At 65.1% G+C, this 22857-nt stretch carries 20 protein-coding genes and 1 tRNA gene; 10 read left to right on the forward strand and 11 right to left on the reverse strand.

Annotation, left to right across the window (positions count from 1 at the left end; all coding sequences use genetic code 11):
- Positions 1-360, forward strand: a 360-nt coding sequence (locus tag ACK5IR_RS12790; protein ID WP_416929502.1) for a hypothetical protein, incomplete at its 5' end; no start/stop codon positions are given.
- 118 nt (positions 361-478) lie between these two features.
- On the opposite strand, the gene ACK5IR_RS12795 is transcribed toward ACK5IR_RS12790, so the two are convergent.
- From ACK5IR_RS12795 to ACK5IR_RS12805, 3 genes are all read right to left on the reverse strand, one after another.
- Positions 479-1060, reverse strand: coding sequence for a retropepsin-like aspartic protease family protein (locus ACK5IR_RS12795; protein WP_416929504.1), 582 nt, complete (start codon positions 1058-1060; stop codon positions 479-481).
- Between the two features lie 66 nt (positions 1061-1126).
- On the reverse strand, positions 1127-1750 hold the full coding sequence (locus ACK5IR_RS12800) for a MarC family protein (RefSeq protein ID WP_416929506.1): 624 nt from the start codon (positions 1748-1750) through the stop codon (positions 1127-1129).
- A 28-nt stretch (positions 1751-1778) separates the two neighbouring features.
- Positions 1779-3632 carry an ABC-F family ATP-binding cassette domain-containing protein gene (locus ACK5IR_RS12805; RefSeq protein ID WP_416929508.1) on the reverse strand — a complete coding sequence of 618 codons (1854 nt, stop codon included), beginning with the start codon at positions 3630-3632 and terminating at the stop codon, positions 1779-1781.
- 159 nt (positions 3633-3791) lie between these two features.
- Here ACK5IR_RS12805 and ndk point away from each other — a divergent pair, with 159 nt between their 5' ends.
- Positions 3792-4214 (forward strand): nucleoside-diphosphate kinase, encoded by a 423-nt coding sequence (gene ndk / locus ACK5IR_RS12810; protein WP_416929510.1) that lies wholly within the window; start codon positions 3792-3794, stop codon positions 4212-4214.
- Positions 4215-4237: 23 nt separating this feature from the next.
- Here the strand turns inward: ndk and ACK5IR_RS12815 are convergent, their stop codons facing one another.
- From ACK5IR_RS12815 to putA, 4 genes are all read right to left on the reverse strand, one after another.
- Positions 4238-5536: a methyltransferase domain-containing protein gene (locus ACK5IR_RS12815; protein ID WP_416929512.1), complete on the reverse strand. Its 1299-nt coding sequence runs from the start codon at positions 5534-5536 to the stop codon at positions 4238-4240.
- A 200-nt stretch (positions 5537-5736) separates the two neighbouring features.
- Positions 5737-5889 (reverse strand): hypothetical protein, encoded by a 153-nt coding sequence (locus ACK5IR_RS12820; RefSeq protein WP_416929513.1) that lies wholly within the window; start codon positions 5887-5889, stop codon positions 5737-5739.
- 161 nt (positions 5890-6050) lie between these two features.
- The gene (locus tag ACK5IR_RS12825; RefSeq protein WP_416929515.1) at positions 6051-7127 is read right to left on the reverse strand and encodes an AbrB family transcriptional regulator; all 1077 of its coding nucleotides are present in this window, start codon (positions 7125-7127) and stop codon (positions 6051-6053) included.
- A gap of 42 nt (positions 7128-7169) precedes the next feature.
- Positions 7170-10622: a bifunctional proline dehydrogenase/L-glutamate gamma-semialdehyde dehydrogenase PutA gene (gene putA / locus ACK5IR_RS12830; RefSeq protein WP_416929517.1), complete on the reverse strand. Its 3453-nt coding sequence runs from the start codon at positions 10620-10622 to the stop codon at positions 7170-7172.
- 115 nt (positions 10623-10737) lie between these two features.
- Here putA and ACK5IR_RS12835 point away from each other — a divergent pair, with 115 nt between their 5' ends.
- Positions 10738-11208: an Lrp/AsnC family transcriptional regulator gene (locus ACK5IR_RS12835; RefSeq protein ID WP_416929519.1), complete on the forward strand. Its 471-nt coding sequence runs from the start codon at positions 10738-10740 to the stop codon at positions 11206-11208.
- Between the two features lie 4 nt (positions 11209-11212).
- Here the strand turns inward: ACK5IR_RS12835 and ACK5IR_RS12840 are convergent, their stop codons facing one another.
- Together ACK5IR_RS12840 and ACK5IR_RS12845 are read right to left on the reverse strand one after the other, a co-directional pair.
- Complete coding sequence (locus tag ACK5IR_RS12840; protein WP_416929521.1) at positions 11213-11563, reverse strand: hypothetical protein; 351 nt, start codon at positions 11561-11563, stop codon at positions 11213-11215.
- A 285-nt stretch (positions 11564-11848) separates the two neighbouring features.
- Entirely contained in the window at positions 11849-12424 is a 576-nt protein-coding gene (locus ACK5IR_RS12845; RefSeq protein WP_416929523.1) for a YcbK family protein, read from the reverse strand.
- A gap of 384 nt (positions 12425-12808) precedes the next feature.
- Here ACK5IR_RS12845 and ACK5IR_RS12850 point away from each other — a divergent pair, with 384 nt between their 5' ends.
- Genes ACK5IR_RS12850 through ACK5IR_RS12865 form a run of 4 tightly spaced genes read left to right on the forward strand, consistent with a single transcriptional unit; the run spans position 12809 to position 17061 of the window.
- On the forward strand, positions 12809-14422 hold the full coding sequence (locus tag ACK5IR_RS12850; protein ID WP_416929525.1) for a L,D-transpeptidase family protein: 1614 nt from the start codon (positions 12809-12811) through the stop codon (positions 14420-14422).
- Between the two features lie 37 nt (positions 14423-14459).
- On the forward strand, positions 14460-15551 hold the full coding sequence (gene lpxD, locus ACK5IR_RS12855) for a UDP-3-O-(3-hydroxymyristoyl)glucosamine N-acyltransferase (RefSeq protein ID WP_416929527.1): 1092 nt from the start codon (positions 14460-14462) through the stop codon (positions 15549-15551).
- A 35-nt stretch (positions 15552-15586) separates the two neighbouring features.
- Positions 15587-15856: an acyl carrier protein gene (locus ACK5IR_RS12860; protein ID WP_416929529.1), complete on the forward strand. Its 270-nt coding sequence runs from the start codon at positions 15587-15589 to the stop codon at positions 15854-15856.
- Positions 15853-17061, forward strand: a complete 1209-nt coding sequence (locus ACK5IR_RS12865; protein WP_416929531.1) for a beta-ketoacyl-[acyl-carrier-protein] synthase family protein — start codon at positions 15853-15855, stop codon at positions 17059-17061. The genes ACK5IR_RS12860 and ACK5IR_RS12865 overlap by 4 nt, the downstream gene beginning before the upstream one ends.
- 407 nt (positions 17062-17468) lie before the next feature.
- Here ACK5IR_RS12865 and ACK5IR_RS12870 read toward each other — a convergent pair whose 3' ends face one another.
- Complete coding sequence (locus ACK5IR_RS12870; protein ID WP_416929533.1) at positions 17469-18227, reverse strand: invasion associated locus B family protein; 759 nt, start codon at positions 18225-18227, stop codon at positions 17469-17471.
- A 459-nt stretch (positions 18228-18686) separates the two neighbouring features.
- Here ACK5IR_RS12870 and ACK5IR_RS12875 point away from each other — a divergent pair, with 459 nt between their 5' ends.
- Positions 18687-20264: a helicase HerA-like domain-containing protein gene (locus ACK5IR_RS12875; RefSeq protein ID WP_416929535.1), complete on the forward strand. Its 1578-nt coding sequence runs from the start codon at positions 18687-18689 to the stop codon at positions 20262-20264.
- Between the two features lie 55 nt (positions 20265-20319).
- Here the strand turns inward: ACK5IR_RS12875 and ACK5IR_RS12880 are convergent, their stop codons facing one another.
- Positions 20320-21621 (reverse strand): HlyC/CorC family transporter, encoded by a 1302-nt coding sequence (locus ACK5IR_RS12880; protein ID WP_416929537.1) that lies wholly within the window; start codon positions 21619-21621, stop codon positions 20320-20322.
- Between the two features lie 221 nt (positions 21622-21842).
- Here ACK5IR_RS12880 and ACK5IR_RS12885 point away from each other — a divergent pair.
- Together ACK5IR_RS12885 and tig are read left to right on the forward strand one after the other, a co-directional pair.
- Positions 21843-21927, forward strand: a tRNA-Leu gene (locus ACK5IR_RS12885).
- Positions 21928-21955: 28 nt separating this feature from the next.
- On the forward strand, positions 21956-22857 hold a 902-nt coding region (gene tig, locus ACK5IR_RS12890; protein ID WP_416929539.1), incomplete at its 3' end, for a trigger factor.

Genomic DNA, 22857 nt, shown 5'->3' on the forward strand with positions numbered 1-22857 from the left:
AAACTGACACAATATATGCTGTCGTCGATGATTGGAGACGGAGCGACACTGTTGCCCAATGTGCCCGATGCAGAAACGGGCGAGTTGCCTTACGTTCTGTCTTGTTGGAGCGATGAGCCAATCGGATGGGATACCCTTGTCATCACGTTGAAGTTTGAACGAGATTGGTTCGACGGGAACATGTCAGAGGGCGACATACATGATGAATTCCGCTGCGCCCCTGGCGAGGTGCCTAAAATGACTGGGACACCTTGGCCTCTAAACCGCGATCCGCCCTGGGTCGAGGATCCAAATTGGAAGGCTGAGGATCGTGGGGATTTCGTCCTCGATACGCCCGATCCATATATTATCACAAGATGAGAACAACGTCGCGCTTACGTTCTCGGCATCGCGCACGAAAGGCCACTTTAGCCGCCCGACGCCGAAGCCGGCGGTATGGCCGGATATTCCGGGCAGGCGGCACGGGCCTGTCTCTCGCCTAGCGCATCAACACCAGCTTTCCGCCCCCGATGTTCACCTGACTGAAGCGGTTCAGATAGGACATGCCCAGCAGCGAACCCGCCATCTCGCCCTGGTTGACCACGGCGGCGACGCGGCGGTCGGTGACGGGGCCCAGAGCGATTTCGTCGAGCCAGACGCGGGCGGTGCGGACCACGCCGTTGGCGGTGCTGGCGCTGCCCAGGTAGCTCAGCGCGCCCACGTCGATACCGACGCGCGCCGCGTCCTCCCGCGAAAGCACGATGTCCGAGGCGCCGGTATCGACGACGAACTGCACCGGCTGCCCGTTGACGTGTAGCACCATGTGGTAATGGCCGTCGCGGCCGAGCGGCACCTCGATCCGGTCATCCTCGCCAAAGGCCGACTGGGTGGGGATGACGGTGCTGCGCACATCCTCCCACAGTCCGTAGGCGACGATGACGCCGATGAAGATCAGAAACCACAGCGCCGCATGGCGCGCGCTGCGCCCGAGCGAGGCGCGGCCGGAAATCAGGTAGTAGCTGGCAATCGCCGTGGCCAGAACCAGCAGATAGATGAGCGAGGCCGTCTGGTCGCCTGTCATGGCCTGTTTCCCTTTACCATGTGTCGCCGGCAGAATAGGGGCGGGGCGCCCCGCTTGCCAGCGTGCCTATGCCGGAACCAGCGTGCTTGCCATCAGCCCGTCGAGCACGAACTGCACCGACAACGCCGCCAGCAGCATGCCGAGCAGCCGTGTCGCCACCACAGTTCCGGTCCGCCCGAGCGCCCGCTGGAGCAGGTTTGCCGCCCGGAACAGCGCCGCCACCACCGCCAGAACCAGCGCCATCACCACATAGACGCCCGCCGCCTGCAACGGGCCGTCGCTTTCGCCGACAAGCAGGATCATCGTCGTGATCGCGCCGGGGCCGGCCAGCAGCGGAACGGTCAGCGGAAAGACCGACGGGTCGGGGCGTTCATGTTCCTCGGCCGTGTGGTCACGGCGTTTCGTGCGGCGTTCGAACAGCATGTCGAGCGCGGTCAGGAACAACAGGATGCCGCCGGCGATGCGAAAGGCCGGCATCGAAATACCGACAAAGCCCAGCACCGCCTCGCCCAGCAGCCCGAACAGCGTCAGCACGCCGAAGGCCAGCAGGGTCGCGCGCCGCCCGATGGCGCGCCGTTCGGCATCGGTATGGTCCTGTGTCAGCGCCAGAAAGACCGGCGCGATGCCGATCGGGTCGATGATGACGAACAGGGCGACAAAGGCGCTGATATAGAAGGTCGGGTCCATCATTCGGCTCCGGGATATCCCGCAGTGCCGGTCACGATGCCTGCTCCGCGTTTTCGAGCCGCTCGACCGCCTCCATCCACAGGCCCTCGGCCCGTTCGAGCGCCTCTTCGACCTCGAAAAACTTGCCCTGCCATTGTTCCAGCCGGTCGCGATTGGCATCGTCGTAGATCGCCGGATCTGCCAGCCGGTCGGACAGGGTGCCACGCATCTCTTCCAGCTTTTCCATCCGTTGCTCGCATTTGCGCACCTCGGCCTTCAGGTCGAGAAGGACAGCCTGACTGGTGCGCTTCGGCCGGGCTTCGGGTTCTTTCGGTTTCACCGGCTTTTCGCGTTCCAGCAGCATCGCGCGATACGAGTCGAGATCGCCGTCATAAGGGGCGACACGCCCGTCCGAGACCAGCCACAGCCGGTCGGCGACATGGTTCAGCAGGTGCATGTCGTGGCTAACGAGAATCACCGCCCCGGTATAGGCGTTCAGCGCCTCGACCAGCGCCTCGCGGCTTTCGATATCCAGGTGGTTGGTCGGTTCGTCGAGGATCAGCAGATGCGGGGCGTCCAGCGTCGCCAGCATCAGCGAAAGCCGTGCCTTCTGCCCGCCGGAAAGCCGGCCGACCACGGTTTCGGCCTGTTCCGCCCCGATCCCGAAGCCGCCGAGGATCGTCCGAAGCTGACCCGGCGCGCGATCCGGCCGCAGCCGGCGCAGGTGATCGATGGGCGTTTCGTCGACGTAAAGCTCGTCAACCTGATGCTGTGCAAAATAACCGACGCGCAGCCGGTTGGCGCGGGTGATGCGGCCCTTCTGCACTTCGAGCCGCCCGGCAAGGAATTTCGACAGGGTGGACTTTCCCTCGCCGTTCCGGCCCAGCAGGGCGATACGGTCGTCCTGATCGATGCGCAGCGACAGGCGCGAAAGCACCGTGCGCTCGCCATAGCCGAGTGCGGCGCCCTCGGTGGCGATGATGGGGGGCGAAAGCTCCTCGGGCCCGGAGAAGCTGAAGCGGCGCAGCGCGGCCTCCTGCGGGGTGCTGATCGGCTTCATCCGGGCGATCATCTTGAGCCGGGACTGCGCCTGCCGCGCCTTGTCTGCCTTGTAACGGAAGCGGTCGACATAGCTTTGAAGGTGGGCACGGCGCGCGTCCTGCTTCCGGCGCTCGGCCTCGGCGGCGGCCAGCCGGGCGGCGCGGGTCTCGGCAAAGGTGTCGTAGGGCCCGTGGTAGAGCGTGAGCTTGCGGTCCTCCAGATGCAGGATCGCCCCGACCGAGCGGTTGAGCAGCGCCCGGTCGTGGCTGACGATCAGCACCGTATGCGGATAGCGTTTCAGGTAGTTTTCCAGCCACAGCGCGCCTTCGAGGTCGAGATAGTTCGTCGGCTCGTCGAGCAGCAGCAGATCGGGTTCGGCAAACAGCACCGCCGCCAGCGCCACCCGCATCCGCCAGCCGCCCGAGAAGGCCGAGCAGGGCAGGGCCTGCTCGTCGGGGGCAAAGCCCAGCCCGCGCAGGATCGACGCGGCGCGCGCCTCGCCCGACCATGCGTCGATATCCGCCAGCCGCATCTGCACCTCGGCGATGCGGGCGGGCGCGGTTGCGGTCTCGGCCTCGGCCAGCAGGGTCGCGCGCTCGGTATCGGCAGCCAGCACCGTGTCGAGAAGCGAAACCTCGTTGCCCGGCACCTCCTGCGCGACACCGCCGATACGGGCGCCGCGCGGCACCTCGATCGTGCCGGTTTCCAGCGCCAGTTCGCCCCGGATCAGGCGGAAAAGCGTTGTCTTGCCGGTACCGTTGCGGCCGACAAGGCCCACCTTGTGCCCGGTCGGGATCACCGCCGAGGCATGCTCGATCAGCGGACGGCCCTCGACCGAATAGGAAATGTCGGACAGCTTCAGCATGGGCAGGCACTGCCTCAGGGCTTGGGCGGAGTCAACGGCGACGGAGGCGGCGAGGCCGCTTTCGGGCGCCGCTACCCTTCCATAGGTCGTGGCCCCGTGTTAACGGACGCGCGAATTATGACCGGGCGCATCCGGCGCCCCCAGACCAGGAGCCCATCAATGGCCACAGAACGCACGCTTTCCATCATCAAGCCCGACGCGACCAAGCGCAACCTGACCGGCCGCATCAATGCCAAGTTCGAGGATGCCGGTCTGCGCATCGTCGCCCAGAAGCGGATCCATCTGAGCAAGGATCAGGCCGGCCAGTTCTATGCGGTGCATCGCGAGCGTCCGTTCTTCGACGAACTGACCACCTTCATGGCGTCGGCCCCGGTGGTGGTGCAGGTTCTGGAAGGCGAGGGTGCGATTGCCAGAAACCGCGAAGTGATGGGCGCCACCAACCCCGCCGATGCCATGCCCGGCACCATCCGTGCCGAATATGCCGAGTCGGTCGGTGAAAACTCGGTCCACGGCTCGGACGCGCCGGAAACCGCCGCGGTCGAGATCGCGTTCTTCTTCTCCGGTCTCGAAATCGTCGGCTGAGGCAGGCGAACGGTTGCCGGGGGTCAGCCCCCCGGTGCCGCCATGCCCAGGGTCGCCAGTTTCTGCGCCGCCACGGCCCGGCCGACAACGGGTGTGCGGAATTCGGTTCTCAGCGTGTCGGTGAACTGCAATTTCGGTTTGCCGAAACCCGCCTTGAGCAGCGTTCGTGCCAGATAACCGGCGCCATGCGCATGGCGGCCGGACGGCTGCACGCGGTAGCCCTGGGTGAGCCCGTCTTCCGGGCAATCCTCGACGGTGAAGATCAGCCAGCCGCCCGGCCTGAGAACGCTGGCAATGTTTTGCAGAACCGGCAGCAGATCGCCGAAATAGACGAAGACATCGCCCGAGGCGACCAGATCGAACGGCCCGTCGGGAAAGGTCGCGCGCATGCCCAGATCGGTGCGGGTAAGCAGGTCGTACACCCGCTTTTCCCTGCACAGTTCGAGCATCCTGACCGAAACGTCGCAGCCATGCACATGGGCGGCATAGGGGCGCAGGAAGGGCGCGCAGAGCCCGGTGCCGCAGCCCGCGTCCAGAATTTCCAGCCCCGCGCCCGGCTTCAGCCCGATCGTGCCCAGCATCCGGGCGATCATCTCGGGCCCGTTGTTGCCGATGTTCCTGAGGTTTTCGTCGTAATTGGCGGCAAAATCGTCAAAAAGCCTGGTTGCCACCTCGCGCTGCGACCGGCCGCTTTCGGTTCCCCTGATCGCCGCCATCGCCTCGTCGTAGGGAAGGCGATCGCCCGCAAAGTGGGGCTCGGCCGTTGCCAGCACCCTCTCGGCGTGGTCGCGAAACCCGTATTGCCCCAGCGCCTTGCACAGCATCAGCAGGAATGCGCCCTTGCGTTCGGTGGTTGCGACGAATTCGTCGAAGATCGGGATCAGCCGGTCCGGCTCGCCCCGTTCCAGCAGCACGACCATCAGCAGGATTGCCGCGCGCCCGTCCGAGGGATTGAGCGCATGCGCCCTGAGCAGCAACGGTTCGGCGCGGTCGCGCCGGCCCAGTTCCATGCAGACATGCCCGCAATCGAACAGCAGCGCCGCATCGTCGGGGGCGGATTGCACGGCAAAGTCGATACGCCCGAGGGTTTCGCCGGCCAGCGCGGAGGACTCGTCCGCCTTTCCCAGTACCCGCAACAATTCGACCAGACGCGCGGCGTCGATATGGGTGGTCGCGGCGCTGGCTACCGCCTCGCGTGCCAGCCGCAGCGCGCGTTCGGGTTTGCCGCCCTCGTATGCGTCGATCGCCCGGTCGGTCAACCGGGCCGCCTTGTGCGCGAGCGCCGCAAGTTCGGGCGGGCTGTTGTCGATCGTGTCGGTCATGGTCTGCCCTGTTCCGGAGTTCCGATTTCACGAGGAAAACCTGTCATACAAGCGACCGCAAGGACCGACTGTTCGCAGCAGCCGGCATTATGGGCACTTCTGCCGGCTTGCGCGCGCGCGACCGCCCTGCACTGGGGTTGAAACGGGCTCGATGCCGCCTTTCAGAGGTAGACACGGGCCATTCGTCACGACCGTTGGTATCAGATACTGGCGAAATCGCTGAACACGTAGCGCGGACGTTTGCCGGTCTCCGGCGCGGGTTTCACCCGCGCGATGTCGGAAACACCCAGTTTGCGGCGGTCGTCCTGAATTTCGGGGGCGATTTTCGGTTTGGGGATCTGATGTTCGCTCATCGCATTCGCTCGCTCTGTGCGGTTTGGCCCCCAGAACCGCCCCGCGTTTGTCGTTCTGACATGGAAGCGCGGAAAGCTGGCAGGAACACGGCCAAAAAGCGGCGGATGCCGATTCGCCGGGCGAAAGCTGCATTATTGCAACGTGGGGCGCGGCCGTGCGCTCAGGTATCGGGCGGGGCTTTCGGTGGTTTGCCAAGCAGCCGGAACGCCAGCGGCATGCCGAAGACCACCAGCACGATCCGCACCATGTGCATGGTCGCGACATAGGCCACATCGCGCCCCATGGCGAGCGCAAGCAGCGACATTTCGGTCAGCCCACCCGGCGAGAAGGCAAGCACGCCCTGCGCCAGCGGCGTTCCGGTCAGCGGCCCGAGCAGGGCGGCGAAGAAAACCGTCACCCCAAGCAGCAGGATTGTGGCGCCGAGCCCCAGCAGCATGTCGCGCCCCATGGTGCGCGGGTTCACCCCGGCGAACCGGCAGCCCAGGATCGAGCCGATGGTGATCTGGCTGGCGATCACCAGGATCGTCGGCGGCGGCATGGCGACCACGCCCGAGATATGGGCGATGGCGCTGAGCAGCCCGGGGCCGAACAACTGCGCCGCCGGCAGGCGCAGCCGCTTGCCGCCCACGACGCCGACAATCGCGCAGGCGGCCAGTATCAGCGCGTCGCGTGGCGACAGGTCGGTGAAACCCACCCATGTCGCCGGCCCGCGCGCCGCGCGGGCGTGCAGCAGCAACGAGAAGATCAGCGCAATCGCCGAAATGACGATGAACACGCGCAGCGCATGGGCCAGCGCGATTCTGGTTTCGTTGCCGCCCGCCTCGGTGCCGAGTGCGATCATCTCGTTCAGCCCGCCGGGGGCGGCGCTGAAAAAGGCGTCTACCGGGCTGTAGCCGCCGACATAGCGGTAAAATCCGTAGCTGACGCTGGTGGCCGCGATCAGAAACAGCGGCAGCAGCAGAAGGGTACCGGACCATTCCGCCAGACTGTCCGCCAGATCGGGGTGAAAGCCCGACCCCAGCATGACCCCGATCACCGGGATGACCACCGGGCGCAGCCAGACCGGCCCGTGGACCGGTGCGCCCGCCAGCGCCGCCGCGCCGCAGCCGATCATTGGCCCCAGCATCCAGGGCAAGGGCATGCCGACCTTGCGCGCGAAAAATCCCGACAGCACACCGATGATCGCGGCGAGCAGGATCTTGGGCCAGAGCGATGAGGGCAATCTTGGCACGGGCATGAATCGCCAATGCCACGGCTGCTGGCCCCGGCGCAAGCGGACCTATTCGGAAACGGCGGCAAGCAATGCGGCATTGCCGCCCGATGCGGTGGTATCGACACAGACGTGCCGTTCGATCTGGTAGACCGTCGGATCGCCCGTGGTTGTCACCAGCGGCAGGATCGGCCCCGGACGGGCGGCAAGTGCGGTGCGCAGGGCGCGTGCGGTTGCCGTGTCGCCCCACCAGACGGCGGCGCCGAACCCGCCCAGCGCGCCAAGCGACCCGGGCGGCAGGACACCGCCAACCGCCACGGCTTCGGTGCCCGCCGCGCGGACTTCGGCCGCCTGTGCCGCCACCGCCTCGTCTCCCGGTCCGAGGCAGAGAACCGGCGCCCGGGGCAGGGTGGCCAGCCGGTTCGATTCGCCCGTCGGCCCCGGCATCGCGTCCTGTGCGACGGGGCCGGGCGCGGCCGGTGCGGCATCAATCGCGCGCTGAACCTCGTCGGTGCTGACGGCCCCGTCGAACGGCGCGTCCGCGACCGGCGTTTCGAAGCGCGTGAAGCGCGTCATATAGGCGGGTCCGCCGGCCTTGGGTCCGGTGCCCGACAACCCTTCGCCGCCGAAGGGTTGGGAGCCGACAACCGCCCCGATCTGGTTGCGGTTGACATAGATGTTGCCGGCCCTGACCCGGTCCACCACCGATTGCACACGGTCGTCGATCCGGGTCTGCAAGCCGAAGGTCAGCCCATAGCCGGTGGCGTTGATCCGGTCGATCACGCTGTCCAGTTCGCTCGCCCGGAATGTTGCGAAATGCAGGACCGGGCCAAAGACCTCGCGCTTCAGATCCTCGATCCCGCTCACCCGGATCAGCGCCGGGCCACAGAACAGCCCGGTTCCGGGAACCGGCAGGCGATGGATCAGCCGCCCCTCGTCGCGGGCGCGGGCGACATGCGCGTCGATGGCCACTTTCGCCTCTGTGTCGATCACCGGCCCGATATCGGTCGAAAGCTCCCACGGGTTTCCGGGCCGCAGGCATTGCATGGCGCCTTTCAGCATCGCAAGCAACCCGTCGGCAATGTCCTCCTGCACATAGAGACAGCGCAGCGCCGAACAGCGCTGGCCCGCGCTCTGGAAGGCGCTGGACAGGATGTCGCGCACCGCCTGTTCGGGCAGGGCGGTGGAATCGACGATCATCGCATTCAGCCCCCCGGTCTCGGCGATCAGCGGCGCGGAGGGCGACAGGTTTGCCGCCATCGACCGGCTTATGATCTGCGCGGTATCGGTGCCGCCGGTAAAGCAGATGCCGTCGATCCGCGCATCCGAGGTCAGCGCGGCGCCAACCGTTTCGCCACGCCCCGGCAGAAGCTGAAGCGCGCTGCCCGGAACCCCTGCCTGATGCAGCAGCCGCACCGCGGCGGCGGCGATCAGCGGTGTCTGTTCGGCGGGCTTCGCGATCACCGCGTTGCCGGCCGCCAGCGCCGCCGCCAGTTGCCCGGTAAAGATCGCCAGCGGAAAGTTCCATGGCGAGATGCAGGCGAATGTGCCGCGCGCCGGACGGTCGAGGTGATCCGTCCGGCTCGCGTAATAGCGCAGGAAATCCACGGCCTCGCGCAACTCGCCCACCGCGTCGGGCAGGTTCTTGCCCGCCTCGCGCGTGGCAAGCGCGAACAGGAGGCCAAAGTTCTCCTCGTAAAGGGCCGCCGCCCGGCGCAGCACGGCGGCCCGTTCGGTGGGTGCACAATCCCATGGACGTGCAGCCTCAAGTGCTGCCTCGACCCGGTCGGGAGTGGCTTCGGTGACGATCCCCACGATGTCCCCGGGATCGGCGGGGTTTCGTACCGCCGCGCCGTTTCCGCCATGTTCCTGGCCGTCCACGATCGGGCCGGCGGTAAAGCGCATGCCGCGAAAGGGCCCGCGCGCCGAATCTATCGCCGCCAGATCGTCGGGATCGGTCAGGTCCCAGCCGCGCGAATTCCGGCGCGCGCCGCCGAACAGATCCGGTGGCGTCACAACCGGCGAACGCCGGTTCAGCGCCGCTTCCGCCTCGGCGAACGGGTCGCGGGCGACGACGGACGCGGGCACGGCCTCATCGACGACCTGGTTGACAAAGGAAGAGTTGGCGCCGTTTTCGAGCAGCCGCCGCACCAGATAGGCCAGCAGGTCGCGATGCGCACCGACAGGCGCGTAGATACGGCAGCGGGTGCCTTCGGATTCCCTGACGATCTCGTGCAGACGCTCGCCCATGCCGTGCAGGCGCTGAAATTCGAAGCGCTGCCCGTCGTCGGCCATTTCAAGGATCGCCGAGACCGAATGTGCATTGTGGGTGGCGAACTGGGGATAGATGCGATCCGTCGCCCCCAGCATTCTGCGCGCGCAGGCGATATAGCTTACGTCGGTTACCGGCTTGCGCGAATAGACCGGAAATCCGTCAAGGCCCAGGACCTGCGCGCGCTTTATCTCGCTGTCCCAGTAAGCGCCCTTGACCAGCCGTACCGTGAAGCGTCTGTCGAGGCTTTCGGCCTGGGCGACCATCCAGTCGATGACGGCAATGGCGCGCGGGCCGTAGGCCTGAACGACCGTCCCGAAGCCCTCCCACCCGGCGAGGGCGGGGTCGCGGGCGACCGTCTCGAAGATGTCGAGCGTCAGTTCCAGCCGGTCGGCTTCCTCGGCGTCGATGTTGAGACCCATGTTGGCATGCTTGCAGGCAAGCGCGATATCGCGGACACGTGGCACCAGTTCGCGCATCACCCGGTCGCGCTGGCCAACCTCGAAACGCGGATGCAGCGCCGACAGCTTGACCGAGATGCCGGGATTGGCGCGCATGTCGTCGGATGTGGAATTCGGGGTGATCGCCTCGATCGCGGCAAGGTAGCTGGCATGATAACGCAGCGCGTCGACCTCGGTGCGCGCGGCTTCGCCCAGCATGTCATAGGAATAGGTGTAGCCCTTCGCCTCCATGCGGGCGGCGCGGCGCTGCGCGCCCTGAATCGTCTCGCCCAGAACGAACTGGTTGCCCATCTGCTGCATGGCGCGGGCAACCGCCGAGCGGATCACCGGCTCGCCCAGCCGCCGCACAGCGCCGCGCAGGGTGCCGGCCAGACCGGGATGGTCGCTATCGAGCACCTTGCCCGTCAGCATCAGCGCCCAGGTCGAGGCGTTGACCATCATCGAGGCCGACTTGCGCAGATGCAGGTTCCAGTCCGACGGGGCGATCTTGTCCTCGATCAGTGCGTCGATGGTTGCGGTGTCGGGAACGCGCAGCAGGGCTTCGGCCAGACACATCAGCGCGATACCCTCGTCCGTCGACAGGCCGTACTGGGCAAGGAACATCTCCATCAGGCCGGGGTCGTCGGAGCCGCGGATCGCTTCGACAAGCCCGGCGGCATGGCGCGAAATTTTCTGCCGGGCGTCGGGCGAAAGCGCGGCGATTGTCGTCAGTTCGTCAAGCCGGGCGGCCTCGTCGACGGTATGCAGGGCGCGCATGCGCGCACGGATGGATTCGAGTGAAGCGTTCATCGGCATGCCTTTGTCGGGAATTGACCCAGCATACCACGGGATGCGGCGGGAGGTTTGCCTTTACTGCCGGAACCAACGGGCGATAAGCCTGAAGAATGGATTGAGATCAGGAGATATGACTTTCATGACCGGTCATCAGGCGCTCGATTCCTTCGATCTGGCGATTGTCGAGATTTTGTCGACGGACGGACGGATTCCGGTGACCGCGCTCGCGCACCGGATCGGGTTATCGAAATCGCCGACGCAGGTCCGTCTCAAGCGGCTCGAAGCCGACGGCGTGATAACCGGCTATCATGCGCAACTCGATCCGATCCGGCTGGGGCGGGCACATGTTGCCTTTGTCGAGGTGAAGCTGACCGACACGCGCGAGGCGGCGCTTGCCGCCTTCAACCGGGTCGTCCAGACGATCCCCGAAGTCGAGCAGTGCCACCTGATCGCGGGCAGCTTCGACTACCTGCTCAAGGTGCGGACCGCCGATATCGCCGCCTACCGGGCTGTTCTGGCCGAAAAGCTCTCGGCGCTGCCGCATGTGGCCAGTACCTCGACCTATGTGGCGATGCAGGCGGTGAAGGAGGGTCAGTTCTGAACGTTCAGCGCTCAGGTGCGCAGCGACGCAGGATGTCACGGATTTCCGATTGCGCGGGCGTTTCCAATCTGATGCCTGCGGTGGCGCCGTCCGGCGCAAAAAGCACCACATTGTCCGAATGCTCGATCGTTCCCCGCCTGTACCAGCCGGCGGGCGGACCGGCAAAGGCGAACAGGTCCATCCGCCAGCCATCCGCCGAGCGGCGGGTTTCGTGCCGGACCGGCAGGGCCTCAAGGTGTGGAGCAATGCAATCGAATGTCCGCTCCGGCGCCCGGGAGGTGACATGAAGCGGCACATCGGGGGGCGGGCCACAGGCGGTGGCGAGCAGCAGAAGCAACGGTAAGAGGCGTCTCATCTTGGCAACCTGCTTGAAATGCGCGTCGGGGCGGAAATCCCTTGCGTGCAGGCTAGGCAGTTAACGATTTGTTAGCACTTTGATTCGCGTCACATGGTTAACCGGCGCGCGCTGCGTACCGCTGCTTCGGGCGGACAAAGTGGCAACAGAAATTGCGAGGGTTGCATCCCATTCGCGGTAAAATCAGACGACGGGCCGACAGATGGCGCCGGCCAGGTGAGTTGACATCAAACACCAAAAGCCGCTGGGTGGCGGCTCTGACCGGTACGTCGGCCCTGTGCGGATTCAGCCGTTCCAGCTGCGAATGTCGCCGCAATCCATATGGACGAAGTTCGATCCGCGATAGGTTCCGACACCGCCCGCGCTGCACGACGAGGCCGCCTTGGCCATCTGGTAGATCGAGCGCGACTTGAGGCGCAGATCCGCCGCCTGTCCCCGGATGTGCAGCGAGTTGCGCGCAACACCGCCCGAGCGTGCCCGCAGCATCGCGTTGGTTGCCGCCGAGCGGTATCCCGACAGAAGCATATAGGGTTCGCTGGTGCCCATCAGGTTGTGCGACGCGGCCATGATGTCGATCGTGCGCGTGTCGATCGTCTTGACTTCGTTCCGCCGCCAGTCGCGCATGAAGGCATTAATTTCCTTGAGCGCGTCCTTGATGTAGCTGCCCTCGACCCAATAGATGGTATCCATCGTTTCGCCGGTACGGCCGTTGTACATCCTGATGCGGCGAATATCGCCGCCGCCGCGCAGAAAACCGGCCGCATTGGCATAAGTGGGGGCCGCAATCACGGCTGTCGCAGCAAATGCACGCAAGATGCCACGTCTAGAGAGGCCCGTGCGGGCCGCTGTATTTTCGGTCATCGGTACTTGCCTGTCCCGTTGCTCTTTAGTCTTCCGCATTTTCGCGGTTTCCACACCTCATCCCCCAGGTGCATGGTTTTCATGCCACAAAGTGATTCTTCTTGGAAGACCGCAAATTGCATCTGCACCGGCCTGTGGCAAAAATAGGCAGGATTCTGCTGAGATTCGCTTAACAGGTTTCAAATTTGCCCTAAGATCGGCGCGGATCGTGTTGCAATTCTGACAAAATTCCAAGCTGCACGGATCGCCGGCGGGGCGGCATGTGTTCCAAAGCCACAGCCGGCGGGCGTTTCGTGCAGGTAGGGTATTTGTCCGTGGACTTGCCTGCGGGCCTTGCAGAGAATCGGCATTCGACCCCCAGGCGTATTCTCCGAAGGATTTGTCATGTCACTGCCGTTGCCTCGCCCGTTCCGCTCCGCTCTTGCACTGGCTGCGGCGGTCGTGTGTCTGTCGGGCCTCCCCGGACCGCTTCAGGCGCAGCAGGCCGGATCGCCCGCCTACCGGCAGGCCGTGGCCGAAGCCTCCTATGGCAGCGAGGCGATAGCCGCCTTCTACCGTCTGCGCGACTACCAGCCGATCTTTACCGGCCCCGAGGATGCCGGGCGCCGGGCGGCGCTGCTCGCGGCGCTCGAGAATGCCGATGTGCAGGGGCTTCCGGTGCGCCGTTACGATCCCGACATGCTGCGCGCCGCCTTCGCGGCAGCGGGTTCGCCCCGCGCACGGGGCGAGGCCGAGGTTCTGGCGGCGATGATGCTGGTGCAATACGCGCAGGATCTTCAGTCGGGTGTTCTCGACCCGCGCCGTATCGACAGCGGCATCGTCCGCGATCTGCCGCGCCGCGATCCGTTCATGCAGCTTCAGGCGTTTGCCCATGCCGACCCGGTGGCGTTCCTCAGGTCGCTGCCTCCGGCGACACGTGAATACAACCGCCTTCTCGCCGAAAGGCTGCGGCTGGAAGAAGTGGTCCGGCGGGGCGACTGGGGGCCGCAGGTGGCGGTGATGAAATTCGGCGCTGGGCAATCGGGCGAAAATGTGGTCGACCTGCGCGACCGTCTGGTCGCCATGGGCTACATGAAGCCGAGCGCGACGCCCGTCTACGACGATGCGATGCGCGACGCGGTGCGGCAGTTCCAGACCGACCATGGCCTGACATCCGACGGAGTGGCCGGTACCGCGACGGTGACCGAAATCAACGTGCCCGCCCATGTCCGGCTGGGCCAGGTTCTGGTGGCGATGGAGCGCGAGCGCTGGACGAACATTCCGCGCGGCGATCGCCACATCGAGGTAAACATCCCGGAATTTACCGCCCGCATCATCGAGGACGGCAAGACCACGTTCTCGACCCGGGTGGTTGTCGGCAAGAATACCGGCGACCGGCGGACGCCCGAGTTCTCGGACCAGATGGAATTCATGGTGGTCAATCCGTCGTGGAGCGTTCCGCGCTCGATCACGACCAAGGAATATCTGCCGATGTTGCAGCGCAATCCGAACGCCGTCAGCCACCTCAAGCTGGTGGATTCGCGCGGCCGGGCGGTCAGCCGGGGCAGCGTGAATTTCGCGAAATACAATGCGCGGAACTTCCCCTTCCGCATGAGCCAGCCGCCGTCGAAGAACAACGCGCTGGGGCAGGTGAAGTTCATGTTTCCCAACCGCTACAACATCTACCTGCACGACACGCCGTCCAAGGGCCTGTTCGCGCATGACAGCCGGGCCTACAGCCACGGCTGCGTCCGTGTAGCCGACCCGTTCGACCTTGCCTATGCGCTTCTGTCGGCGCAGACCGACGATCCCGAGGGGCTCTTCCAGTCGCGGCTGCGCTCCGGCGCCGAGGCGCGTGTCAATCTCGAGACGCCGCTGCCGGTGCATATCCTGTACCGCACCGCCTTTTCGCAACCGAAAGGGCAGATGAACTATCGCGCCGACGTCTACGGGCGCGATGCGCGGATATGGACCGCGTTGCAGCAGGCCGGGGTTTCCTTGCCCGCCGCCGGCAGCTAAACCTCTGGCCCAAACGTGCGCACACGAGGGCCCGGACATGCCGTACACGATTGAGCAGATTGCCGAACGTATCGGCGCCGAGGCGGTTGGCGCCGCCGATCTGACCATCGTGCGCGCGGCCGAGCCGGCCGGGGCAGCGCCCGACGAACTGGCGCTGGCGATGGCGCCGAAATACGCCGGGGAACTGGGCAAGGGCAGGGCACGCGCCGCGGTTCTGTGGTCCGGCGCCGACTGGCGGGCGTTGGGTCTGGAGGCGGCGATTCTGGTCGGACGTCCGCGTTTCGCCATGTCGTCGGTCACGCAGATGCTCGATCCCGGGCCGGGAATCGCGCCCGGCATTCACCCCACGGCAGTGATCGACCCGAGCGCCCGGATCGGCGACAATGCGGCGATCGGGCCGCTGGCGGTGATCGGGCCGGGCGCGCGGATCGGGGCGAACGCGCGGATTCTGCCGCAGGTGACCATCTACAGGGATGTAACGATCGGGGACGACGCGCTGATCCACGCCGGGGTGCGCATTGCTGCAAGGGTCCGGATCGGTGATCGGTTCATCGCGCAGCCCGGGGCGGTGATCGGCGGCGATGGCTTTTCCTTTGTCACGCCCGAAAAGTCGGGGGTGGAGCGGGCACGCGAAACGATGGGCGATCAGGGCGAGATCGTCGATCAGCACTGGGCGCGCATTCACTCGCTGGGTTCGGTGACGATCGGAGACGATGTGGAAATCGGCTCCAACGCCAATATCGATCGTGGCACGATTCGCGATACAATCATTGGCAGCGGAACCAGGATCGACAGCATGGTCCATGTCGGTCACAACACCCGCATCGGTCGCGACTGCCTGCTGTGCGGGATGACCGGTATCGCCGGATCGGTGAGCATCGGTGACAGGGTGATACTGGGCGGGGCGACCGGCGTGGCGGACAATCTGGTGATCGGAAACGACGTCATCACCGGGGGCGGCACGAAGGTTGTCGCCAACGTTCCCGCCGGCCGCGTGATGTGGGGATATCCGGCGACAAAGATGGAAACCGCCGTCGAAAGCTACAAGGCGCTGCGCCGGTTGCCCCGGCTTTTCCGCGAGGTCGCAGCCCTGCGAAAGGCGCTTTCCAAGCCCGGCTCCAATGACTAAATGTCCCCAACACCATGAGCAGGGGAGCTGACACGATGTCGGACAGCGTCAGGGACAGGGTGATCGCGATCATTGCGGAGCAGGCGGTGCTCGAACCATCGGACGTGACGGACGAATCGACGCTCGAAGACCTCGGCATCGACAGCCTCGGGCTGGTCGAGAGCATTTTCGCCATCGAGGAAGCCTTTGATATCTCGGTTCCCTTCAACGCCAACGAACCCGAGAAAAGCGATTTCGACATTTCTTCGGTCGGCGCGATTGTCATCGCGGTTGAGCAGCTGATCGCGGAGCAGGCCGGCTCGTGAGGCGTGTTGTCATTACCGGACAGGGAACGATCAACCCGATCGGGACCTCCGCCGCAGAAACCTGGGAAGCGATGCGCGAGGGGCGGTGCGGTATCGGCCCGCTGGATATCCGTGATGTCGAGCGTCTGGCGATCCAGATCGGCGGGCAGGTTCGGAACTACGACCCGGAAGAGGTGTTCAACCGGCAGCAGATCGCGCTCTACGACCGGTTCACCCAGTTCACCCTGCTGTCGGCGCGCGAGGCCATCGCCCAGTCGGGTCTGACGTTCGTCGGAAGTCTTGCGGCGCGCACCGGGGTTGTGCTGGGCAATTCGGGCGGCGGGATGAACACGCTCGACGAGAATTACCGCACCGTCTACGAGGAAGGGAAGAACAGGGTGCATCCCTTCGTGGTGCCGAAACTGATGAACAATGCGGCGGCAAGCCATGTCTCGATGGAATTCAACCTGAAGGGGCCTTCCTTTACCGTGGCGACTGCCTGCGCCTCGTCCAACCACGCGATGGGGCAGGCCTTTCAGCTTATCCGCCACGGCGCCGCCGAGGTGATGGTGACGGGCGGTTCGGAATCGATGCTCTGCTTCGGCGGGGTCAAGGCCTGGGAAGGGCTGCGCGTCATGTCGAAAGACGCCTGCCGCCCGTTTTCCGCCAACCGCAACGGTATGGTTCAGGGCGAGGGTGCGGCTGTATTCGTTTTCGAGGAATACGAGCACGCCCGTGCGCGCGGTGCCGAGATCATCGCCGAGGTCATCGGTTTCGCCATGACCTCGGATGCCGCCGATATCGTGATGCCGTCGAAGCAGAACGCGGCGCGGACGATTTCGCTTGCCATGAAGGATGCCGGGGTGAATCCCGATCAGGTGGGCTATATCAACGCGCACGGAACCGGAACCGCCGCCAACGACAAGACCGAATGCGCCGCTGTCGCGGACGCTTTCGGCCATCACGCCGACCGGCTGATGATCTCCTCCACCAAATCGATGCACGGGCATCTGATCGGCGGGACCGGCGCGGTCGAGCTTCTGGCCTGCACGATGGCGCTGCGCGAAGGGGTGATCGCCCCGACCATCGGCTACGAGGAACCCGATCCGGAATGCGCGCTCGATGTGGTTCCGAACGAGGCGCGCGATGCGGCCGTCGATGTTGTTCTTTCCAACGCCTTCGCCTTCGGCGGGCTGAATGCGGTACTGGTGATGCGCCGGGTCTGAGGAACCGTGCACCGCCGGAACCAGCCAGTTCGATCACTCCGGGTCTGAGCCCGGCCGATCTCTGCCCGGCCGTGTTGCCTGCCGCCGCAAGGGGCTGCATGCTGACCAGATCAGATCGAAGATATCGGAAATAGACGGTCTTGAGGAATGGCCATGTTCGCCTTCCGAAAGGCGGCATCGAGCCCTTGTGACGGTACTCAACTGGCATGCCGGAGGGCGGACGGGCGCCGCCCGGGCCGCTTGCGTGGCTGTTCCGGGCGAAGGGAGAACGGCAGAAAAGCCGGCATTGACGACTATTGCGAACGGCCGGTCCGCGTGGCCGCTGGCATGCTCGTGCGTCCGCTCTTCGGCGAAAACAAAAAAACGCCGCCCGAGGGCGGCGTTCGTTTTGTCCGGGCTGGTTCGGATCAGTTGGCGCCTTGCGACTGCTGTTCGGCCTGGACCTTTTCGATCGCCGCGGCATTGGCGGTGTTCAGTTCGACAAGCGTATCGTAGCCAGCGGTGAAGCCCGACAGCGACAGGCCGAGCACGACTTGCTGATCCGGCGCGACGATCGGAACGATCATCAGGCTCGCCTGGTTGCCGCGCTTGAACGCGTCGACCGCCGCTTGGGCAAAGCCGACCCGCGACACGCAGCCACGCTGGGTACAGAAGCTGAAGGGATACTTGCGGCCCTGTCCGTTATCGATGGTCAGCGTGATCTGCTCGGTCAGCAGGGTCTCGAGCGGGGTCATGATGGTCGCACCGGCGGCGGCCTGCTGGCCGGCGGGCAGGTTGACGACCTCGATGGTCGCAACCGCGTTGCCGTCGCCGTCACGCAGAAGCTGGTGCAGCGCGCAGGGATCGGCTTCGAGCCCGGTGCGGATGCAGTGAATCTCCCAGTCGCCCGACACTTCCTTTACGTAGGGCTGGCCGAGAGCGTTCTCGGCCGGCTGCGCCTGTCCGGCGGGCGTGCCCATGTTGAGATTGAGAGCGTTGCCGGAGGCTTCGCCCGACGCGGGGGCCTCGGTCGCTGCCGGCGCTTCGGCGGGGGCGGCTGTTTCCGCCGGGGTGGCGGCGCTGTCGGCCATCGGTTCTGTCGCGGCGTCCTGCGCGAAAACCGGTCCGGCGGTCACGAACGCCGCGAGGGCGAGGGCGGTCAGGCTCGTTGATGATATTCTGGTCATGTCTGGATAACGCTCTTGCTCGATGGAGTAACTGCGGGGCGTGTAGCACGCCCCGGTTGGGCTGTCAGGTACGAATGATGTGGTAAATGCCATGTGACGGGCAAATGGCGCCGCACCGGTGGATGATTGGATGCCCGTCAATCGCCATGCTCCGCCTTTCCGGAAATGCGGGAACGAAACGCCGTTCTGCATTCCGCTGAACAAAAAAGGGTCCTGCGGGACCCTTTCCTGCGGGGTACCCCCCACCTGCGCTTGACGCGCCTGCTTTCTCCCTGTCGGACGGGCCGACTTTACGCGGCAAATGTTAAGTCGAGTGCACATATCGGTCAACAGTTTCTTTTGCTTCGGGTCAAGTTAACTGTTTGCGATAACACCATGATTTGGCGCCATTCGTCAGTGCTCTGGCGCTGCGGCTGGCGATGTGTATCCTCTCGACCGGAGATTTGACAGGAGCGGATCATGGAGCGGATTTTTGTCGGCGGTGGCGGAGAGGCATATTCGGCCCCGCAGGAAATGCTCCTGCGATATGGCAATCGCCACGGATTGATCGCGGGGGCGACCGGCACCGGCAAAACGGTGACATTGCAGATTCTGGCCGAGGGATTTTCGGCGGCCGGAGTGCCGGTTCTTCTTGCCGATGTGAAGGGCGACCTGAGCGGCATCGCCGCGGCGGGTTCGGCCGATGCGCCGCTGCACGGCGCCTTTGCCAGGCGCGCCGAAACCATCGGGCTCGACCTGATTTACGAGGCGTTTCCGGTAACCTTCTGGGATCTTCTCGGGGAACAGGGGCATCCGGTGCGTACCACGGTGGCCGAAATGGGGCCGCTGCTGCTGTCGCGGCTGCTCGACCTGAGCGAGGCACAGGAAGGTGTTCTGAACATCGCCTTCCGCGTCGCCGACGAGGAGGGTCTGCCGCTTCTCGATCTGAAGGACCTGCAATCGCTGCTGGTCTGGGTGGGCGAAAACCGCGACGCCCTTTCGCTGCGCTATGGAAATATCCCGACCGCCTCGGTCGGGGCGATCCAGCGCCAGCTTCTGGTGCTGGAAAACGAAGGCGGCGAGCGGCTTTTCGGCGAGCCGGCGCTGGATCTGAACGACCTGTTGCTGACCGACGAGGCAGGACGGGGGCGGGTGAACATCCTCGCCTCCGACAAGCTCATGGCCTCGCCACGCCTCTATGCAACCTTTCTGCTGTGGCTTCTGAGCGAGCTTTTCGAGACCCTGCCCGAAGTGGGCGACCCCGACAGGCCGAAGCTGGTCTTTTTCTTCGACGAGGCGCACCTGCTGTTCGACGATGCGCCGAAGGCCCTGACCGACAAGGTCGAGCAGGTGGCGCGGCTGATCCGGTCCAAGGGCGTGGGGGTCTATTTCGTCACCCAGAATCCCGACGATGTGCCCGAAGATATCCTCGGGCAGCTTGGCAATCGGGTGCAGCACGCGCTGCGCGCCTTTACCGCCAGGGACAGGCGGGCGCTGAAACTGGCGGCCGAAACCTATCGCGACAACCCGCGGTTTTCCATCGAGGATGCGATCCGCGAGGTCGGCACCGGCGAGGCGGTGACCTCGTTCCTGGAAAACAAGGGAATGCCCGGCATGGCCGAGCGGACATTGATTCGGCCGCCATCCTCGCAGCTGGGGCCGCTCGATCCGACGGTGCGGGCGCAGGTGATCGCCGCCTCGCCGGTGGCGGGCCGGTATGACACCGCACTCGACCGCGAAAGCGCCTTTGAAATTCTGGCCCGGCGCACGCAGGCCGCCGCGGAAGAGGCGGAAAATTCCATCCCCGGCAAGGCCGGCGGGATCGACTGGCGGAATGTGAACTACGCCTCGGCGGACGAACGCGAATTCACCTCCGCCCGGCGCTATTCCGGCGGACCGGCCGGCGGCGCGCCGGCCGCACCGAAGCGGCGCGGCGGAGCCTCGCGCAGCGACAGCGTGACCTCGGCTTTCGTCAAGAGTTTCGCCCGTCAGCTTGGTACGCAATCGGGCAGGGCGGTGGCGCGCGGAATTCTGGGCGGGCTGTTCCGGGGCCGTTAGGCGCCGCCGGACCCGGCGATCGCGGCCGTGTTGCCTCCGCCCGTCGCAACCGGATCTACAGGGGGCGGATCTTCAGCCGGGTCAGGCGGTTGTTTTCGCGCGCGACAACCTCGAACTGGAAGCCATGGAAGGAAAACACCTGCCCGGTGGTGGGGATGGTCTGCGCCTCGTGAATCACCAGTCCGGCCACCGTGTTGGCCTCGTCGTCGGGCAGGTTCCAGTCCTTGGCGCGGTTGAGGTCGCGGATCGTCATCGCGCCGTCGACCAGATAGTCGCCCGATTCCGTGCGGCGGATAGGGTGCTCGGCATCCACATCGAACTCGTCCGTGATCTCGCCGACGATTTCCTCCAGGATATCCTCGAGCGTGATCAGCCCTTCGAGCGCGCCGTATTCGTCGACCACCAGCGCAAAATGCGTATGCCGGCGCAGGAACTGCCGCATCTGGTCATCGAGCGTCGTGGTTTCGGGCACGAAATAGGGCGCCTTGGCCACATCCATGATATCGAACATGTGCAGCGCCTCGCGGCTGTCGGGGGCGTCGCGCAGAAACCGCTCCAAAGCGCGCAGCACGTCCTTGGCATGGTCCACGCCGACGACATTCTCGGGCTCGTCCTTGAACACCGGAAGGCGTGTGTGCGACGAGGCCAGCACCTGACTGACGATCTCATCCGGTTTTGCGCCGGCATCGATCATTTCGATCTGCGAGCGGTGAAGCATGATTTCTTCCACCATCCGCTCGCCCAGATCGAGCGCGCCGAGCAGACGATCGCGGTCCTCCTTCTCGACGCTGCCTTCGGAATGGCCGATCTGCAACGCGCCGAGGATCTCCTCGCGCACGCTCAGCATCGAATCCGGATCGACCTTCATTCCGAACAGCCCCAGAACCGCCCGCACGATGATCCGGACCAGCGCGACGACGGGCGACAGGATCCGGATGATCGGCTGCACCAGCGGTGCCGTCCGCGCTGCTGCGGTCTCGGGTTCGTTGATCGAATAGGTCTTGGGCAGGACCTCGGCGAAGATCAGCACCAGCAGCGTCATCACCAGCGTGGCGATGGCCACGCCGCTGTCGCCGAAGGCGCGGGTGAACAACGCGGTGGCAAGCGAGGTTGCCAGAATGTTGACCATGTTGTTGCCCAGAAGGATCCCGCCGATCAGCCGTTCGCTGTCCTCCTTGAGGCGCAGCGCCGTTTCGGCGCCGTGGTTGCCCTTGTCGGCCATGTGGCGCAGCTTGCCGCGCGAGGCAGCCGTCAGGGCCGTCTCCGACCCCGAGAAGAAGCCTGACATAACCAGCAGGACAAGGATCACCCCGATGGTGATCCAGAATGAGGCGTCAAGAAGCGGTGCGGTATCCATCGTCGGTCTCGTGATCGGGTTGCATGTGTTATGGGCATGCGGAGCCCGCACCGCAAGATTGCCCGAAGTCGCAAAAGCGCCTGGTTCCGCGATGGTGCGAAATAGGGACTTTGGCGCCAGTTTTTCGCTCGCATACCCTCGCGACCCTTGCTAGAAGGGCCCGAATTTGGATCGGGCGGCTGCGGCGCTGAACAGGCTCCGCAGTCGTTTCCGGTTTCAAGGCGGATGTGGCGGAACTGGTAGACGCACCAGATTTAGGTTCTGGCGCCGGAAGGCGTGGGGGTTCGAGTCCCTTCATCCGCACCAGGAGTTTGTTAGGAAGGAAACAACAGCGATGCAGGTCACCGAGACCCTGAACGAAGGCCTGAAACGCGGCTATCAGATCACCATCACCGCGGATGAACTCGATACCAAGGTCAACGAGAAGCTGACCGAGGCCCGGCCCGAGATCGAAATGAAAGGCTTCCGGAAGGGCAAGGTCCCGATGGCGCTGCTGAAAAAGCAGTTCGGCCCCCGGCTGCTGGGCGAGGCGATGCAGGAAGCCGTTGATGGCGCGATGTCCGAACACCTCGGCACGACCGGCGACCGCCCGGCGATGCAGCCGGAACTCAAGATGGAGGGCGAGGACTGGAAGGAAGGCGACGATGTGGTCGTTTCCATGTCCTACGAGAAGCTGCCCGAGATCGACCTGCCCGACCTTTCCGGGGTTTCGCTCGAGAAGCTGGTCGTCAAGGCCAGCGACGACGATGTCGACGAGGCGCTGAAGGGCCTTGCCGAGCAGGCGAAGAATTTCGAGGACCGCGAAGAGGGGGCCGCGGCGGAAAGCGGCGATCAGGTGACGATCGATTTCGTCGGCCGCGTCGGTGGCGAGGCCTTCGAAGGCGGCTCTGCCGAGGACTTCCCGCTGGAGCTGGGCTCGGGCCAGTTCATCCCCGGCTTCGAGGATCAGCTTGTCGGCGCCAGGGTTGGCGACGAGTCGGTGGTGACCGTGACCTTCCCCGAGGAATACGGCGCCAGGGAGCTTGCCGGCAAGGAAGCCGAATTTACCTGCACCGTAAAGGCGGTCAAGGCGCCCGCGCCGGCCGAGTTGAACGACGATCTGGCGAAGCGTTTCGGTGCCGAAAGCCTCGACGCGCTCACGGATCAGATCCGCGAACGTCTGGAAACGGAATATGCCGGCGCCGCCCGCGCGGTGATGAAGCGCAGCCTGCTCGACAAGCTGGACGAGATCGTAGA

The sequence above is a fragment of the Tropicimonas sp. genome, assembly GCF_047971885.1.
GTDB lineage: Bacteria > Pseudomonadota > Alphaproteobacteria > Rhodobacterales > Rhodobacteraceae > Tropicimonas.